This window comes from Blautia sp. HCP3S3_H10_2 (assembly GCF_052122375.1).
Classification (GTDB): domain Bacteria; phylum Bacillota; class Clostridia; order Lachnospirales; family Lachnospiraceae; genus Blautia_A.
Map to the genome: position 1 here is coordinate 49,505 of NZ_JBQKCL010000009.1, position 17,621 is coordinate 67,125.

A 17,621-nucleotide genomic window follows, 5' to 3' on the forward strand; every position below is an offset into this window, starting at 1 on the left:
AAGTATTTTTCTTTAAGGGAAAGGCTGTTAGCGGCGGTTTCTTGTATCTTTTTTCATTATTCTGTAATAAAATAGTAACAAAAATGTATTTTCCTCATATTTCCATCAAAATCTAATGATATTATGAATAAGGTAAAATGCGGGAGGAAAGAGCCGTGAAAAAAATAGAAATTCTTGTAGTAGAGGATGAGCCAAAGCTGGCACAGACGATCTCGGATTTTCTGAGGATCCAGAATTACGAAGTGGAAACTGTGCTCACAGGAAACAAAGCATTGGAATATTTTCTTCAGAATAAACAGAAGGTGGATCTGATCCTTCTGGATCTTATGCTACCAGATATTTCCGGATATACCGTACTGAAAGAGATACGAAAGATATCGGAAGTTCCGGTTATTATTTTGTCTGCAAGGTCGGCGATAGCAGACCAGATGAGTGGTTTTGAAAAAGGCGCAGATGATTATATCACGAAGCCGTTTACCCTGGCACTTGTAAAAATGCATATTGAAGCAGTCTTAAAACGTGCCGGGAAAATGCGTACCCTGCTGGAATATAAAGATCTGCAGGTGGATGTGAATGCACAGCTTATTTATTATAAGGAGAAAGTCCTGGAGACAACCAGAAAGGAATTTGACCTGATGCTTTATTTTATGGAACATCCTGGAGTGGTTTTGCCCAGAAATACGATTTTGGATGCAGTCTGGGAATACGATTACACAGGGGATGTACGGACCATTGATACCCTGGTGAAGCAGCTCCGCAAGAAGCTGGGTGACGGTGGTAACTATATACGGACGGTCTATGGCGTAGGTTACATTTTCGGGGAGGACAGCCATGAAAAGTAGATCAGGATTCTGGGAAAAGGGTAAGGCATCGTGGACGGTAGTCATTGTGTTTGCAATTGCTGCTATTTTGTACAGCGTCTGCTGTTATCCTTTATATACGGCGTCCAAAATACGAGTTATGCGCCAGTTGTATGAGGATATTCAGGATATGGATCTGGAAGACTTTAGTGAAGAGGACGAGGAAACACTAAATGATTACCAGAGAGAAAAGTTTGAACTGGTAATCATGGATGAGAATTACAAGGCAATTTATACCTCCAGAACCTGGATGCAGACAACGCACGTACAGAAGCAGATTGTGAATAAGATCGACTTATATACAGAAAAGGGAACTATAGAGGAACGGAATGTCGATACACGGCATGTGCTGAAATTCCGGGGGAAAATCCAACAGGGAGAACAGACTTATTATATATACATGAAAAAGGATGTCCAATCTGTATTGGAGCTCATGAAAGCTACCCGGATCTACCTGGCTGCAGTTTTGATTCTGATGGCAGTTTTTACTTATGTTTTAGAGAAGAAAAGTAAAGAGGGATTACAGAAGCGGGAAAAGCAGTCGGATTACCAGTTTCTGGAAAGTCAGAGAGAATTTGTGGCAAATATTTCCCATGAACTGAAGACTCCGCTGGCAGTAGTATCCAGCCAGGTGGAAATGCTGGAAATCGCAGGTGATAAAATTGACCGTTCCTATTATTATTCTTCCATCCATGAAGAACTGGATAAGATGTCCAAAATGGTAGGAGAGCTGCTGGATTTTTCCATGCTGGATAATGAGATGAGTGCTATGGAAATGAGCAGGGTGAATGTGTCAGAGCTGGTTGAATACCTGCTTCTCCGTTATGATGCCATTTTTCGGAAAAATGAGATCAAGCTGGAAACAGAAATTGATAAAAATTGTATTGTATATGGAAACCGGATGTATCTGGAGAGGGCGGTTAATAATTATGTGATGAATGCTTTTCAGCATACCGAGCAGGGCAAGCGTATCTGTATCACATTGAAGAAAGAGAAAAAACAGATACGTCTGGAGGTTTACAATGACGGGGAGCCGATTAAAGAAGACCAGATGGAACATATCTGGGATAGCTTTTACACAACTTCCCAGAAGAAGAAACCGGTTACGTCAGAAAATGATGTGAGAAATGTAGGGCTTGGCCTGTTTATTGTACGCAAGATCGTGACGAAACATAATGGAACCTGTGGCGCCAGCAACCAGGAAAATGGTGTCCTGTTCTGGATCAAGCTTCCGGAAATGCTTTTATGAGAACCGTTACGAAATAATTAGAATGGAAACAAGGAATTTAGAAACATGAAGAAATGGAAAAAGAAGACAAAAATAATCGTACTGCTTATATTTTTAATCTTACTTGTATTATTCGCGGCATTATGCTGGAAAAAGCGCCGGGGAATTTATAATACTTATATGAAGCTGACAGGCCAGGAAATCCCCTACTCCGTGAAGGAAAAAAGAAAAAAGGCTTATGGTTATTATGAGCAGAAGCTGAACGTATCTATGAATCTGGAAGATACTATTCCCATAGCAGAAAACGATGATTCCGCAGCAGCGGTAGAAACTACGATTCCCCAAGAGGAGACGTTAGTGGCAGCTTCTTATGAAATCGACAGGCAGCTGCAGGCTGAACAGGAAAATGGTTACAGCTGGGAAGAACCCATGGTGATCCAGAACCCTTATCAGAGTGCGCCGCTTACTGCCGTTGTGATTTTTGATACACCAGAAGAATGTGCAGTCCGTTTTACCGTGAAGGGAAAAACAGAGGCGGCAGATATCAGTGGAGAAATAGAAGCCAGTGTTTCCCACAGAGTACCGGTAATCGGTCTTTATCCGGATATGGACAATACGGTGGTGCTGGAGCTTCTGGATGAGAATGGAAAGGTAACTGCTTCCCAGGAACTGACGATTACAACAGAGGCTTTGCCGGAGAAGCTGACAGACGCAGTGAAACCGGTAAAAGTCAGTGGAGAATCTGCATTTGAGCTTACGATGGTGTATGGACAACAGACGACATATCCATTTGCTTACGACTGTATGGGAGATATCCGTTGGTATCTGAGCGGGGAAAAAACAACCGGTCTGTATATGTTGTCTAATTGCCGGATGATAGTAGCAGATAAGGCTGGATATGTCCCATCGCAGGAAAAACCGCAGCCAACCAATCTATATGAGCTGGATTATCTGGGGCGTGCATATACCATGTATTATGTGGCAGCAGGAAATCATCATGAAGTGATTGAAAAGGAGCCAGGAGGAAATCTTCTTGTACTTACCAGCTCACTGGAAGGACATATTGAAGATAAGATTCAGGAAATTGACAGGCAGACTGGTGAAGTGGTAAATGAGCTTATTATGGGAGACATTATCGACAGTGAATATGAAGACAGGGTTGACTGGACCCATTTAAATACCGTGTCCTACCAGCCGGAAACAGATACCATTGTGATCAGTCCGAGAAACCTGGAATCTGTGATCAAGATTAACTGGACGACAAAGGAAATCCAGTGGATCCTATGTGATCCGAGATTCTGGGAAGGCACGGAATATGAGAAATATGTACTTCAGCCAGAGGGCGATTTTGTCTATCATTTCCAGCAGCATACAGCATATCAGCTGGATGCAGACCTGGATGGCGACAGTGAGACTGTTGAGATCAGTATGTTTGACAATCACGCTGTGAAGCTGAGAAAAAAGGCCATGGAATATTACGATGGAAAGAAAGAATCCTATCTGCTGGTATATTCTGTAAATGAAAAAGAGAAAACAGTACAGCAGATTAAGAAGCTTCCGGTTCTCTGGTCGAATATTACCTCTTCTACTATTTATGATGAAGAGAGTAATCATATTTTTGGCATGAGTGGACATGTTAAAGTTGCGGAAGACAAAAGACATGGAATGACCTATGAATTTGATTACGATACAGAAGAGCTCATAAATCAGTTCAGCCTGAAAGATTATTTTTACCGGGCATCAGAAATGAAGCTTGATTATAACGACCTTGCCGCTCCTATGGAGCTGAAAGAAAATTATATTCTTGGTGAACTTTTCCAGCCAGTAAAAACAAACAAGTGGCTCTGGACGAAAAAACCGGAACAGATACTGGAAGATGAAGACGTTACGTTCCATCTTACGGGTCAGGTCCTTTATGTGGGGACTTATGATCATCAGATTTCCCAGATCCTTTTTCATGGAAAGGACAATACCTATGTGTATGATACGACAGATATCAGACTGCATGATGAGGATTATCTGGCGTATTACGAACACCTTCCGGTACCGCTGCAGGGATTGGCTGCAGATGAATATGAAATTTATGTAATGTATCAGGATGGATTTTATGATACTGCACAGAAAATTACGATAAAATAAAAGAAAGTGTTTACTCATACTGTCGACGGTTGGGGAGCACTATAGAGAGCAGATTTGAGGAGTGTGGAAAATGAAGAAAAAAGTTTTATTGAGGTTAATGGGAATTGTTTTGGCGGCTGGTATGATGGCTGGTTGTGGTAGCAGCAATAGTGCTACAGAAGAAAGCACGAAGACAGAAAGCGCAGCAGACAGCGAGGATACTGCTTCTGCATCAGAAAGTGATGACAAGGAAAGCACAGATGAAGCAAAAGATGCTGGCGTTCAAAACGCAGATGAAAACGCAGATGAAAATGCTGAGGAAGATACTGAGGCTGCTGCGGCAGAGGATTCTGAGGAAGAAGATAGCCAGGAGGAAGAGTCTGGCGAAGACGAAGAGGACGCAAGTGAGGGCACTAAGGCGAATACTGCAAGAACCAACAGTAACTATGGGGATGTAGTTTCAGTATCAGGCTGGAATATTACAGTGGAAGATGTGGAGATCAATTCTTCTCTGGAAAATGTAAGCGTGGATCTTGGCTATACAGGTGTGGAGACAAGCGATTACAAAAAAGAGGCAGATGCAGGCAAAACCTTCTGTCTCATTAAATTAAAGATTGAAAAAGATGGAAGCAAAGAGACTCTGGACTGGGCAAACCTGAAGCTGACAGATGGCGAAGGCAATGAGTATACCAGAATGGATGATGAATTTATTACAGAGCTTGGTATGACACGTATGGCAGGAACTTCTTTGAATTTTGGTTCAAACGAAGGCTGGATCGCATTTGAAATCAATGAGAATGCGGAAGGTCTGGAGCTTAGCTATCCATTTGAGGAAGAAGCATATAATTACGCATTGTAATGATACTGGAATACTAGAGCGTGTTTGAAAAGATAGTACAAGGAGGCCGGCATGAAGAATAAGAGATACCGGGAACTGGCTGCAATACTTGTAATGGCAACAATGGCAGCAGGTCCTGCTATAACTGTAAGTGCAGAAGAGAATACGGAAGCTGTATCCGGGCAGGCTGGGACAGACGATGTGGAAGAAGGTACTGCGGAATCTGCTGTGGATGCGTCGGATGCACATAATGAGGATACTGCATCCAAAAACACAGCGTCCGGAGAGACAGCATCTGCGGATACAGCATCTGAAGATACCGCATCTGAGAATACTGCATTGGAATTAACGGACCGATTCGCCCAGCAGACTGCAATAGACGAAGCGCTTCTTCAGGAAGCCCAGAATGGTTATTCCCTGGAAGATGCCTTGATCGTAGTTAATCCATATGGCACATCCCCTTTGAGCGCAGTTGCTGTTTTTTTCACAGAAGAAGCTTGTGGCGGAACTGTAACAGTAAAAGGAAAATCAGCAGAAAATGATGTGACTGGTACCTTTGAGACTGCCACGGATCACATTGTTCCGATTTATGGTCTTTACAATAACGATACCACAGAAGTTGTGATCACACTGGATGATGGAACATCCGCAACCTTCGAAGTAACTACCGAAGATATCAATGTGGATTACGGAACAATTTCCACAGAAATGAAAAGAGAGGCAAGCTATGATTACAATGATCTGACCTTTGTCTGCTCCACAATGGGCTCGCTGTATGCAGTAGATGCTGCAGGGGATATTCGTTTCTACACCAATATGGGCGGCTCCCTTGGTGTCCACCAGCTGGAAAACGGACATCTGCTTATGCCAGCTTCCTATGTATTAAAAACCAGTTATTATAAAGAAGGAATGATCGAGACAGATCTGATGGGAAAAATCTATGGAGAATATATGGTTCCCGGAGGACAGCATCATGATTTTGTAGAAATGCCAGATGGAAATTTACTGATAGCTTCCGATAGTCCGGATCTTAGCACGGTAGAGGATTATGTGATAGAGCTTGACTGTCAGACCGGAGAAGTGGTCTGGGAGCTGGATATGAAAGACCTGATGGGAACAGAAGATGGTCAGTCAGCCTCCATGGATTCAGATGGAAGCGAGGAGTCGGACTGGTTCCATAACAATGGCCTCGCCTATGATGAGGCGAATGACCTGGTTCTGCTTTCTGCACGACATAAAGATGCGATCGTTGCAGTAAAAATGGAAGATAAATCTATTGCCTGGATTCTGGGAGACCCCACAGGATGGGGAGAGGATTACCAGTCCTACTTCTTTACCCCGGAGGGCGAGGATTTCGAATGGTTTTATGCACAGCACAATGTTTCTATCCTTGATAATGGTGACATTGCTCTGTTTGACAATGGTACTGCAAAGGTAAAAAGGGTAGACGGTGAGAACCGGGTAAGCGGTGGTGATGTGTATTCAAGAGCTGTTGTTTACCAGATTGATACGGAAAACATGACAGTTTCCCAGGTGGGCGAATATGGAAAAGAACGTGGGGCAGACTGGTATTCAGACTGGATCTCCGGTGTGGTTTCCCTGGATGGCACGAAGGATCACTTGTGGATCACAGCAGGTTCCCATTTACACAGCGACGAGGAAAACCGCAGCGACTATTATCCAAAGGATATGTTTGTGCCAGGTCTTATCAAAACCACACATATCGATCAGGTGGATAATGGAGAGCTCAGCTTCGAGCTTACCATTTCCGGAGATACTTACAATGCACTTACCTTCCGTTCTTTCCGGATGCCTCTTTATACAGAGGGAAAGTATGATGTGGAAGCAGTTCCGGAAGTATATGGTACACTTGGGGAAACAAGCTATGAGGAAGCCGATGCAGATGTAAGCAGTGCACAGGCATTGCCGGATGGCTGGAATCTGGTTCTGGATGGAAGCAAGATCAGTGTAAACGGAAGCTTCCAGACAGATGCTGCAGCAGATGCACTGGTTCCTGGAAAAATGATCCTGGTAAGCGGGGATTCCCAGCGGGCTTATGCTTTGACCCAGTCCGCGGCAGCAGGTGATAATGGCACAAATGTGACTGTAAAAGGCTGGACGTCTGTGGATGGACTGGAAGGCCAGGACTGGGATATTTATCTGGATCTGGATGGTGTCCTTTACAACACCGGATATAAATACAGCCAGTCATAAATCTATATCTTATATCTGGCTCAGGTATTAAACGGACATGTCTGCTTATGCAGACATCACTATGAACGTAGCGTAAAATTCTTATTGATCGATATAAAACACCCTCACAGAGCGGCGGCCAATTCTGTAAAAGCAGAATTGACACGCCGCTTTTTTCTATCATGGTCTCAAATATGGTTACTGTTCAGAAACAAGAATGTGAAAAAGTGCTCGTATGTGAGAAATTAGCGAAAATAAATAAAACCAGTTGAAATTATAACGTGACCGTTGTAAACTTTAATTATAAAAACAGATTTGGGCAGCTTTCTAACATCAGAAAAAAGTCGTGATGCTGGGAGCTGTTTGACGACAAACATGTGCTTCTGGTGGAAGATAACATGCTGAATGCGGAGATCGCTACAGAGCTCCTTAAAAGTATCGGCCTGGTCGTTGACTGGGCAGAGAATGGAGCTGAGGGTGTGAAGAAATTCCAGGATTCTGGTGTAGGCGAATACTTTGCAGTGTTTATGGATATTCAGATGCCGGTTATGGATGGTGTGGAGGCTACAAAGTGCATCAGGGGATGTGAACGTCAGGATAATGACATTCCGATCTTTGCCATGACAGCTAATACCTTTGCAAGTGACCGGAAAATCTGCCGGGAAGCAGGAATGAACGGTTATATTGCCAAGCCTGTGAATATTAAAGACATTGAGAGTACTTTGATTGAGGGAACAGAATAAAGAGAAAGCATTTGACCTAAGAGTGATGTTGACAGAATAAATTATAGAAACTGTTCAGAGCCAACCTCCAAAATGCGACCCATTTCGTCGGTGTGGCGTATCCGCCAAATGGATTTATGTGCAAAAGTGTTCATTCATGCAAGCATGATTCACACTTTTGCACATAAATCCGCTTGACTCTGAACAGTTACAAATTAAAAATGCTGCAAAATCATTTTATATGGTGATTTTGCAGCATTTTCTTTTTTCTCATATCTGGGAAAAGCTCCGGCGGTATGCTGCCGGGCTGTAGCTTAGTGTCTTTTTGAAAACAGAACAGAAATAATTGCTTGAGGAAAATCCCAGCTGGTAGGCAATATCCGTGATGGAAGCGTTCGTGGTTTTCAGAAGCATCTGGGCACGGTCCATCTTCTGGAGGGTGATGTATTCTGCTGGTGTGATGCCAAGCTCTTCTTTAAATTTCGTCTTAAACCGGGACAGGGAATAGTTAGATTCCTGTGCAAGCTCCTGCAGGGAGATCGGCTCCTCAATATGCTGCTCGATGTATTTCAGGGCAAGACCGATATCTGAATTAAGCTGTTCGTTGACCTGTTCCTGGGGAGAAACGGCCGTGAGATAATTAAGGCTTGCCAGAACGCAGGTCAGATACTGGACTCCGGCAATGGAATCATCCGGGGTTCCATAGGAAATCAGGTTAAAAGCGGTGCGCAGCATGGAAATCTGGGAACTGCCTACATGATACAGATGCTGATCCATATTCAGAAGACGATAGCACAGGATATTGCTGTAATTCTGGTTCAGCCCAAGGAAATTATTGTGTTCCTTCAGATCCAGCTGCATGGCAAAAAATTCACAGCGGTTCTGTGCAATCGGTCCGGTGGTATGAAGTTCATAGGGACGGGTAATGAAAACATTATTCCCGGTGGAACAATAGCTGGTGCGGATACCACCCTTCATGACGTAAGTTTTCCGCTGGCCTTTTACCATAAAGTGGAGCTCTACAATGTCAGAATGATAGTGCAGGGGAACGGGGGTACCAGGTGCCATTGGTGTAAAATGGGAAAGGTTCTTCAGACCTGGAATCTTGTGTCTGTCTGCTGTCAGTATTTTTTTGTGTTCGTTCCATACATAGTCGTCAAATATTTCCTGTTCCATTCAAGTCGCCTCTTATCCTAGATGTCAGGTTTAAAGTCAGGTTCAAATGAGTTTGTCCAATAGCTGGAAACTGTAATTACTCTGAACAGTTACCGAAAATTATAAAATAGTACTAAATATTTTGCTGAAAGCAATTTTAAATTATTTATATTATACTATAACCACAGTTGAAAAGCAATTGCAGAGTGCCGGCCACCGCGGGGCAGGCATGCAGCTCAGAAAAAGAGTGACGGAAAAAAGAGGAAAAGTAACTGACATCAAGAGGGAGAAGAGAATGAAAAAAACAATTGCAGGCGGCGTATGGCCGGTTATGATCACACCATTTACAGAGGACAACAAGATCGATTATGATGCAGTCCTGAGAATCATTGAATGGTATGACAAGAATGGTGTTGATGGAATTTTTGCAGTATGCCAGTCAAGCGAAATGTTTGAGCTGAGTCCAGAGGAGCGTGTAGAGCTTGCGAAATTCATCATCAACAATACACCAAAGCATATGGGAGTTATCGCTTCCGGACACTGTGCTGAGAAAGTAGAGGATCAGATCCGCGAAGCACAGACTGTGATCGATGCTGGTGTAGATGCATACGTGTTTATTTCCAATCAGTTTGCAAAAGAGAACGAAAGCGAAGATGTGGCTAAGAAAAATATTGAATATCTGCTGGATCACATTGATGGAGATATGTTCGGTGTTTATGAATGCCCGGCACCATATAAGAGACTTTTATCTCCGGAGCTTTTGAAATGGTGTGCAGAAACAGAGAAATTCGCATTCCTGAAAGACACCTGCTGTGATCTTGACCAGCTGGAAGCAAAGTGCAAGGCTGTTGAGGGAACCGGATTAAAGATCTTTAACGCAAATGCAGCTACTCTTCTGAAGAGTATGCAGATGGGATGTGCAGGATATTCAGGAGTTATGGCAAACTTCCATCCGGACTTATATGTATGGCTTTGCAAAAACTATAAAGAGCAGCCGGAGAAAGCACAGGAGATGATGAATTTCCTTGGTGCAGCTTCCACCATCGAGTGCCAGGTATATCCGGTAAACAGTAAATACCATATGAATCTGGTGGGAGTGCCGATGACACTTAGATCAAGAAGACAGGATTATAAGCTTCTCACAGGAAGCAAAAAGCTGGAGATCGAAGAGTTCTGTGCAATCACAGACACATTCCGCAAGAACTTTTTCGCAAAGTAAATGTAAAATGGACTCAGAACCACTGAGCAGCCGAGAGGTATTTCTTAAGATTTGTAATTGGGGTTACAAATATACGTGAAACAAAGTAAAAAGGGAAACAAAAACACATATTGTGTAAAATCAGGAGGATGAGAGAATGAAAAAAAGATTAATGGCAGCAGTTTTATCAACAGCTATGGCAGCTACAATGTTATTAACAGGAAGCATCAGTGTACAGGCAGCAGATGCAGCTGCAGCAAATGACCCGGCAGTAGAGCTGATCTTCACATCTGTATCTGTAAGCGGTGACTCCCATACAGAGGCTATGTATGCATTTGCAGATAAGGTAGAGGAATTATCCGGCGGCTCCGTAACATGTAAATGCTATGATAACGGCTCCCTGTTCTCTTCTGAGAATGAGTTCGACGCTCTTCTGAACGGAGATGCTGACCTGGCTTATATTTCTTTCCCGACCATCGCAACACAGATTCCGTCCTACAGCATGTTTGCTTCCGGATATCTGTTCAGCTCCTATGAGCATATGACAAGCGTACTGAACGGCGATATCGGATTAAATAAGATCCGTCCGGAAATCGAAGAGAAGCTGAATATCAAACCTCTTTCCAGCTTCTATCTTGGAAGTCGTGTAATCAATACAAGAGAAAAAGAAATCAACAGCTACGATGACATGAGCGGATTACTTCTGCGTATGCCAAACTCTGAAGCATGGCTGTTCCTTGGCGAGGCACTTGGTGCCAACCCGACCCCGCTTTCCTTCAGTGAGCTGTACACCGCACTTCAGACAGGTGCTGTAGATGCACAGGACAATCCGCTTCCAAGTATCGAGAGTGCGAAATTCTACGAAGTAACAAAATACATCGCAATCACAAACCATGTAGTTGACTCCATTATGCCATGTATCAACGGTGACACCTGGAATGAGATGACAGAGGCTCAGCAGGAAGCTGTTACAGAGGCTATGGAATATGCAAGAGACGTAAACGACACAGCAAGACTTGACAGAGAAGCAGAGCTGATCAAATTCTTCGAAGAGCAGGGACTTACTGTTACCTATCCTGACATCAACGAGTTCAAAGAAAAAGTTCAGGCTAAGTACATGGAAAACGAAGACATGATCAAAGACTGGGATATGGACCTTTACAATGAGATCCAGGCTATGGCAACTACAGAGGAAGCTGCTGAGTAACCAGGCGGTCAGGATAATATGTAAGATATGACAATAAAGCTATAAAACCGACGGTAAACTTGAGACATCTGTCTGACTTATAAAAAGAAAAAGTCCCAGGCTGCGTGCGGCCTGGGATTTTCACTAGAGTGTGTAAAAAAAAGGCACTAGAAAGGAACTGATGAAATACCTTCGAAAGGAGAGGAAACTGTGGATAAGTTCAAAAAGATCGTGAAAAAGATCGTGGATTTCCTGGGCGTAACCATTCCCAATATTACGTTCCTGGTAATTTTCCTTACATTTATGGTAACGATCATATCCAGATATTTTTTCAAAACTCCTGTAACCTGGAGCTATGAGGTATCTGTACTGGGATATATGTGGACCATGTTCTTCGGCGTTGGAAAAGCAATGGAAGCGGATGAACACGTAGTATTTGGTCTGGTTTACGATGCGGTGAAACCGCGCACCCAGTTTATTTTTAAAGTAGTTTATAACGTATTTCTGCTGATTCTGCTTGTAGTATGTTTTGTACCATGCTTCCAGTCCATGATCGGAAAGAAGATGGTGACAGGTGTGCTGAAGCTTCCATATACAGTGGTATTTGCGCCATTTATGTATATGCTTGCAGAGATCATTGTGAGAACCTGCATTAATATCAGAAATGCATTCAAAGAATACAAGGAAGGAGGAAAAGAATCATGAGTATGCCGATTATCATGCTGTTTGTTGTTATGGCCATCTGTTTCATAATCCGTATGCCTGTTTCATTCTCCATGCTTGCAGCTTCTATTACCTATTTTCTGCTTGCAGCCCCGGATAAGCTGGGCCAGGTATTCACAGTTATCACTGGAAACATGTTTGCCAACTATACCATGCTTGCAGCTCCGCTGTTTATTTTCATGGCAAATGTGTTAAACGAAGGTGAGGTAACAGACAAGCTGTTCTCCTTCTGTAATGGTCTTCTTGGAAGATTAAAAGGTGGTACAGCACAGGTTAACGTATTTATTTCCCTTATTTTCTCCGGTATGACCGGTTCTGCTATTGCAGATGCTTCCGGTATTGGTCTTATGGAAATCGACCAGATGAAAAAAGAGGGTTACGACGCAGAGTTCAGCAGTGCCATTACAGCCGCTTCTGCAACTGTAGGACCGATTTTCCCGCCAAGTATTCCAATGGTTATTTATGCCATGTTGTCTGGTGCTTCCATTGGTAAGCTGTTCATGGGCGGTATGGTTCCTGGCGTTTTACTTGCCATTCTTCTTATGATCTACGTTGCGTTTATTTCTCACAAGAGAAATTATCCGGCTGGTGTTGTCATGAGCAAGAGAGAGTTTCTGAGAGCTACATTACAGGCTCTTCCGGCACTTTTTACAGTTGTTATTCTTCTTGGCGGAATTTATTCCGGTATCTGTACTCCTACAGAGGCTGGTGCTGTTGCTTCTGCATATGCGCTGATCATCTCTGCACTGGTTTACAAAACACTGGGATGGAAAAAGCTTTGGGGTATTATTAAGAAATCCGCTGCCAACACAGCTACACTGGCTCTCCTTTGCGGAACCTCCATGCTGTTCTCCTACATTATCTCTCTGGAGCAGGTTCCGAGAGTAGTTGCAAGCCTTGTTATGGGAATCACAGACAACAAGTACATTTTCCTGTTTATTGTAAACATCGTATTCCTTCTTCTGGGCTGTGTACTTGATGTAAGTACCATCCAGCTGGTTTTCGTACCGATGGTACTGCCGCTGGTACAGGCTATGGGAATCGACCTTGTTCATTTCGGTGTTGTTATCTGCCTGAACATGATGATCGGTCTTTCCACACCGCCATTTGGTATGCTGTTGTTTATTGTTTCCGGACTTGGAAAAACGAAGATCAAGGGTGTCATACGGGAGATATTGCCGATGGTACTGATCATGATCGCATTGTTATTCCTTGTTACTTATGTACCGGATATTATCATGTTTATACCTAACAACTTCATGTAAAATATGATCTTGGGTAATGAGAAAGGGACTGTTTTGCAGTCCCTTTTGCTGACTTTTGAGGGAAATGGCGAAGGTTGTTTTGTAAAGGAAAGGTGAAAAATATGGGCACGATAGAGGAAATGAAGAAAATGCTTGCAGACCCGCCGAAGGAGTACCGCAGTGCTCCGTTCTGGGGATGGAATGATAAGCTGGAAAAAAAGAATCTGGGCGAACAGATCGCAGGATTTAAACAAGTCGGGATGGGTGGATTTTTTATTCATTCAAGAGAAGGCTTAGAGACAGAGTATCTTTCCACAGAATGGATGGAGGACGTGAAGTTTTGTGTGGATAAAGCACGGGAAAATGACCTGGAGCTGTGGATATATGATGAAGATAAATGGCCGTCAGGTGCTGCGGGTGGAATGGTGAGCCGGGAGAATCCGGCAGAGTTTACCGCAAGAGCGCTCACTATGGAGTGTGTACGGCCGAAGGATACGCAGCAAGAGGTTCGCGCAAATGAAGTAACAGATACAGAGATTATACAGGGAGTTTATGTAATCAGTACGGAGAATAATGGCAGATTTATAAAACGAATGAAAGAATATGCCACTTACGAAGAGGCTGTTTTGGCCTGCGGTACTGATGAGGAGATTCTCATCCTCCGCCAGGAAATTTCCGGAAAAAGTGAATGGTACAACGGCTTAATGCCGCCGGACAATCTGAACCCGGAGAGCGTAAAAGCCTTCCTGAAGTTGACCCATGAGCATTATGAGGAAGCATTTGGCGGAAGCTTCCCGAAAGAAGTGAAGGGCTTTTTTACAGATGAGCCCAATTGCTGTGATTTTTACAGTGTATTTCATGAAGGAAGACCGTGGATTCCGTGGAGCATTGGATTTAAAGAATATTTCGTGGAAAAAAGAGGCTATGATCCCCAGGAAAAGATGCCGTATCTGTTTTTTGACGGGGAGGAGGCGTCTAAGATCCGTCACGATTATTGGAAGACAGTGGCGCAGCGGTTTGAAGAGAGCTACATGAAGCAGGTTTATGAGTGGTGTGACGAAAGAGGACTTCGTACAACGGGACACATTTTATATGAAAATGACCTGGGGTACCAGACCCGTGTATGTGGTGCTGCAATGCCGCAGCTCCGCTATCTGCACAATCCGGGAATTGATCTTCTGGGTGCGCAGACAGATGAGTATCTGACCGTGAAACAATGTGCCAGTGTGGCGCATCAGTATGACCGTTCCATGACCATCAGTGAGGCTTACGGCTGTACTGGATGGGAGCTGGATTTTTCCACCCAGAAATGGCTGGGGGACTGGCAGTTTGCCCTGGGAATCACAAGAAGATGCCAGCATCTTGCTTTATATTCCATCACGGGCTGTAGGAAAAGAGATTATCCGCCTGTTTTTAATTACCAGAATACCTGGTGGGAAGACAATGATAAAATGGAGGATTATTTCGGCCGCCTGGCGTTGTGCCTTTCCCAGGGTGAGCCGGTACGCAAAGTGCTGATGCTCCACCCGATTTCCAGCATCTGGACCCAGTGCCGCAGTGACCGGGAGGAGGATTTCACCCATCTGGAAATGAACATGGGATGGCTGGATGAACATATTACTTCACTGAACCGGAAAGGGGAGTATTATAACCGGATCGCAAAGGCTTTGACCGCGGGACATGTGGATTTTGATTTTGGGGATGAGCTTCTGCTGGAACAGGATGGCAAGGTAGAGAACGGAATGTTTATAGCTGGAAAGTGCCGTTATCAGGTGGTTGTGGTTCCGGGAGTATGCAATTTATTTGCAAATACAGTGAAGCTGCTGAAGGAATTTATTGGATCTGGCGGCACTGTGATCTGGCTGAAACCTTATCCGGTGATGATCGAAGGGGAAAAAATCTGCGGTGAAAAATATGGAGACATCCGGGAGCTTCTTGGCGAGGAAGCTTTTGTTCATACCGTGGAGCATGAATGGGAGCTGACGGAAGCTGTGAGAAGGTGCACCGGAATAGATTTCTCAGTGAGAAATGCCAGCGGGGCAGAAGACGGGGAGATTCTTTCTATGCTTCGTGAAACTGAAGATGGGCATATTCTTTTCCTCAGCAACCATGACCGGAACAAGGAACATCAGGTTTACATAAAGATAGACTGCGGGAATGTGGTGGAAGAATTTGATCCTCTGACGGGAGAACTCCATAAGGTAGATACGGTGAAAGAGCGGGAAGGTGTCTGCTTTACAAGAACATTTGCCACGGGAATGAGCCGGGTTTATTTTATCCGAAAAGAAAGAGCCTGGGAAGTATTAGAGCTTTCTGAAAAAGCTGCCACTTTCCCATACCGTCATCCTCATTATACAGATCCGGTTCTGGCAACTTTCGGACCGGATGCCAGATTTAGAAGGACTATGGAAAATGTGCTGACTATAGACCGGTGCACTTATGAACTAGGCGGAGAAGAAAATCCGATTTTTCGTTTGCAAAATGAAGCTTACGTCGGAAATAATATGGTAAAAGCTGATAAAATTGGAAAAGAAGCAGAATCAGGAAATGAGAGTAGCTTGGACCGGCTTTGCTTAGGCAATACGGGAGAGTCCGCAGAAATGGAAATCTGGCAGGCACAGCGGGAAATCCGGGAGAAGCTGCATATGCAGCAGGTTTATTACAATGGTGCACCCCAGAGATATACCTGGGTGGATCAGCCACACCCGTCAGATGGAACAGAGTTTGCTATGCATTTCAGATTTCATGTGGCGGAGGATATTTCCGGTGCGTGCAGCTTCGTGATCGAGAAACCGTATGGTCTGGAAGTATATCTGGACGGGAAAAAATGCGAGCAGACGGATTCCTGGTTTATTGATAAAGATATGATCTGTTTCAGATTACCTGCGCTGACAAAAGGAGCGCATAAAATTACAGTCAGAGGAGCATACGACCAGAAACGGGAACTGGAAGATGTATTTATAACGGGAAATTTTGCAGTTGATCTGGATGGAAATATTTTCCGGGAAAAAGAAATGATACACACAGGTGACTGGAGTATGCAAGGTTATGTAAACTATCCGGGAGGAATGATTTACCAGTACAAGGTTCCGCAGCTGATATCTGATAAGCAGGTTCTTCTTCATCTTGGAGAGTGGAAGGGAACTCTTCTGAAAGTCAGGGTAAACGGTCAGGAGGCTGGCTTCCATTTCGAAAAGAAGAATTGTGTTACAGATGTGACTGGTTTATTTGAGAAAGAGGAAAATATCCTGGAAATCGAAATTTCCGGAAGCCCCAGAAATATGTTCGGACCATTCCACCAGTCTTACACCGGCTGCAGCCGGATCAGCTGGGCAGACTTCCGCACAGAAGGCATGTTCCACACTGATGGAAAGGTGCTGAAACCGTATGGAATGATGGGGCAGAGTTATATTTGTGAATATGAAGAGCAGTAATTTCCCGATGCCACGGTTTGTTCCGCAGCTACGCTGCTCTCACAATCCGGGGGGCATGCGGAATTCGCTGATTTACTGCGTAAATCGCTATTTCCTCATGTTTGGCGGGTCAAAAGGTCAAAAGCTTTATCGTGCAAGCATGAACAGCTTTCTGACCTTTTGACCCTGGCATCATAAAAAAATGAAGTTACAGAGATTAGGAGGATTTACCATGATTGCAGATTATGCAGATAAATTAAGTTTATATAAAGAATTTAAAGATTACGCTGAAATGATTCAGCAGTTTATTGAAAGACAGAAAGCGGAAGAGCTTCCGGAAGGCAGATACGATCTGGAAAACGGTATTTTTGCATTGGTTCAGAAATATACGACCAAGCCACTTGAAGGTGCCATGATGGAATCCCATAAGAAATACTGTGATCTGCAGTATATTGCCAAAGGTGTGGAGCGGATTTACTGGGCATCCCTTAGAAATCTTACAGTAGTGGACGACAAGACGCCGGACGCGGATATTCTTTTTTACCAGAGCGGCCCGGAGCAGGGCTTCACCAGGCTGGAGCCCGGGATGTTCGGCTTCTATGGTCCGGAAGATGGACATATGCCGTGTATTACAGATAGTGAACCACAGGAGATGGTGAAGATTGTGTTTAAGATTCCGGTGGAAGGGTGAAATTATTAATACGTGAAGAGAGAAAACGCATTTCCAGTGATACAGATTGACA

The 17,621-nt window shown here is 43.9% G+C and carries 13 protein-coding genes; 12 read left to right on the forward strand and 1 reads right to left on the reverse strand.

The genetic code is table 11. The features are described 5' to 3' along the window. Window positions 1-155 precede the first annotated feature (155 nt). From ACTQWB_RS11365 to ACTQWB_RS11390, 6 genes are all read left to right on the forward strand, one after another. Window positions 156-842 (forward strand): response regulator transcription factor, encoded by a 687-nt coding sequence (locus ACTQWB_RS11365; RefSeq protein WP_441501767.1) that lies wholly within the window; start codon window positions 156-158, stop codon window positions 840-842. Continuing rightward, window positions 832-2,109 (forward strand): sensor histidine kinase, encoded by a 1,278-nt coding sequence (locus tag ACTQWB_RS11370; protein WP_441501768.1) that lies wholly within the window; start codon window positions 832-834, stop codon window positions 2,107-2,109. The genes ACTQWB_RS11365 and ACTQWB_RS11370 overlap by 11 nt, the downstream gene beginning before the upstream one ends. A 45-nt stretch (window positions 2,110-2,154) precedes the next feature. Continuing rightward, complete coding sequence (locus tag ACTQWB_RS11375) at window positions 2,155-4,227, forward strand: aryl-sulfate sulfotransferase (protein ID WP_441501769.1); 2,073 nt, start codon at window positions 2,155-2,157, stop codon at window positions 4,225-4,227. Between the two features lie 70 nt (window positions 4,228-4,297). Next, complete coding sequence (locus tag ACTQWB_RS11380) at window positions 4,298-5,065, forward strand: DUF4352 domain-containing protein (RefSeq protein ID WP_441501770.1); 768 nt, start codon at window positions 4,298-4,300, stop codon at window positions 5,063-5,065. A gap of 51 nt (window positions 5,066-5,116) precedes the next feature. Continuing rightward, window positions 5,117-7,258, forward strand: a complete 2,142-nt coding sequence (locus tag ACTQWB_RS11385) for an aryl-sulfate sulfotransferase (RefSeq protein ID WP_441501771.1) — start codon at window positions 5,117-5,119, stop codon at window positions 7,256-7,258. Between the two features lie 365 nt (window positions 7,259-7,623). After that, window positions 7,624-7,980, forward strand: a complete 357-nt coding sequence (locus tag ACTQWB_RS11390; RefSeq protein ID WP_441501865.1) for a response regulator — start codon at window positions 7,624-7,626, stop codon at window positions 7,978-7,980. A gap of 249 nt (window positions 7,981-8,229) precedes the next feature. Here the strand turns inward: ACTQWB_RS11390 and ACTQWB_RS11395 are convergent, their stop codons facing one another. Next, window positions 8,230-9,135, reverse strand: a complete 906-nt coding sequence (locus ACTQWB_RS11395) for an AraC family transcriptional regulator (RefSeq protein ID WP_441501772.1) — start codon at window positions 9,133-9,135, stop codon at window positions 8,230-8,232. 274 nt (window positions 9,136-9,409) lie between these two features. Here ACTQWB_RS11395 and ACTQWB_RS11400 point away from each other — a divergent pair, with 274 nt between their 5' ends. The 6 genes from ACTQWB_RS11400 (at window position 9,410) to ACTQWB_RS11425 (ending at window position 17,569) form a co-directional block, all read left to right on the forward strand. After that, window positions 9,410-10,333 (forward strand): dihydrodipicolinate synthase family protein, encoded by a 924-nt coding sequence (locus tag ACTQWB_RS11400; protein ID WP_441501773.1) that lies wholly within the window; start codon window positions 9,410-9,412, stop codon window positions 10,331-10,333. Window positions 10,334-10,469: 136 nt separating this feature from the next. Beyond that, window positions 10,470-11,519, forward strand: coding sequence for a sialic acid TRAP transporter substrate-binding protein SiaP (locus ACTQWB_RS11405; RefSeq protein ID WP_441501774.1), 1,050 nt, complete (start codon window positions 10,470-10,472; stop codon window positions 11,517-11,519). A gap of 189 nt (window positions 11,520-11,708) precedes the next feature. Beyond that, a complete protein-coding gene (locus ACTQWB_RS11410) occupies window positions 11,709-12,203 on the forward strand; it encodes a TRAP transporter small permease (protein ID WP_441501775.1) in 495 nt (164 codons plus the stop codon). Next, window positions 12,200-13,486 (forward strand): TRAP transporter large permease, encoded by a 1,287-nt coding sequence (locus tag ACTQWB_RS11415; RefSeq protein WP_441501776.1) that lies wholly within the window; start codon window positions 12,200-12,202, stop codon window positions 13,484-13,486. The genes ACTQWB_RS11410 and ACTQWB_RS11415 overlap by 4 nt, the downstream gene beginning before the upstream one ends. A gap of 101 nt (window positions 13,487-13,587) precedes the next feature. Beyond that, complete coding sequence (locus tag ACTQWB_RS11420; protein ID WP_441501777.1) at window positions 13,588-16,899, forward strand: glycosyl hydrolase; 3,312 nt, start codon at window positions 13,588-13,590, stop codon at window positions 16,897-16,899. A 211-nt stretch (window positions 16,900-17,110) separates the two neighbouring features. After that, window positions 17,111-17,569 carry a YhcH/YjgK/YiaL family protein gene (locus tag ACTQWB_RS11425; protein WP_441501778.1) on the forward strand — a complete coding sequence of 153 codons (459 nt, stop codon included), beginning with the start codon at window positions 17,111-17,113 and terminating at the stop codon, window positions 17,567-17,569. Window positions 17,570-17,621: the final 52 nt, after the last annotated feature.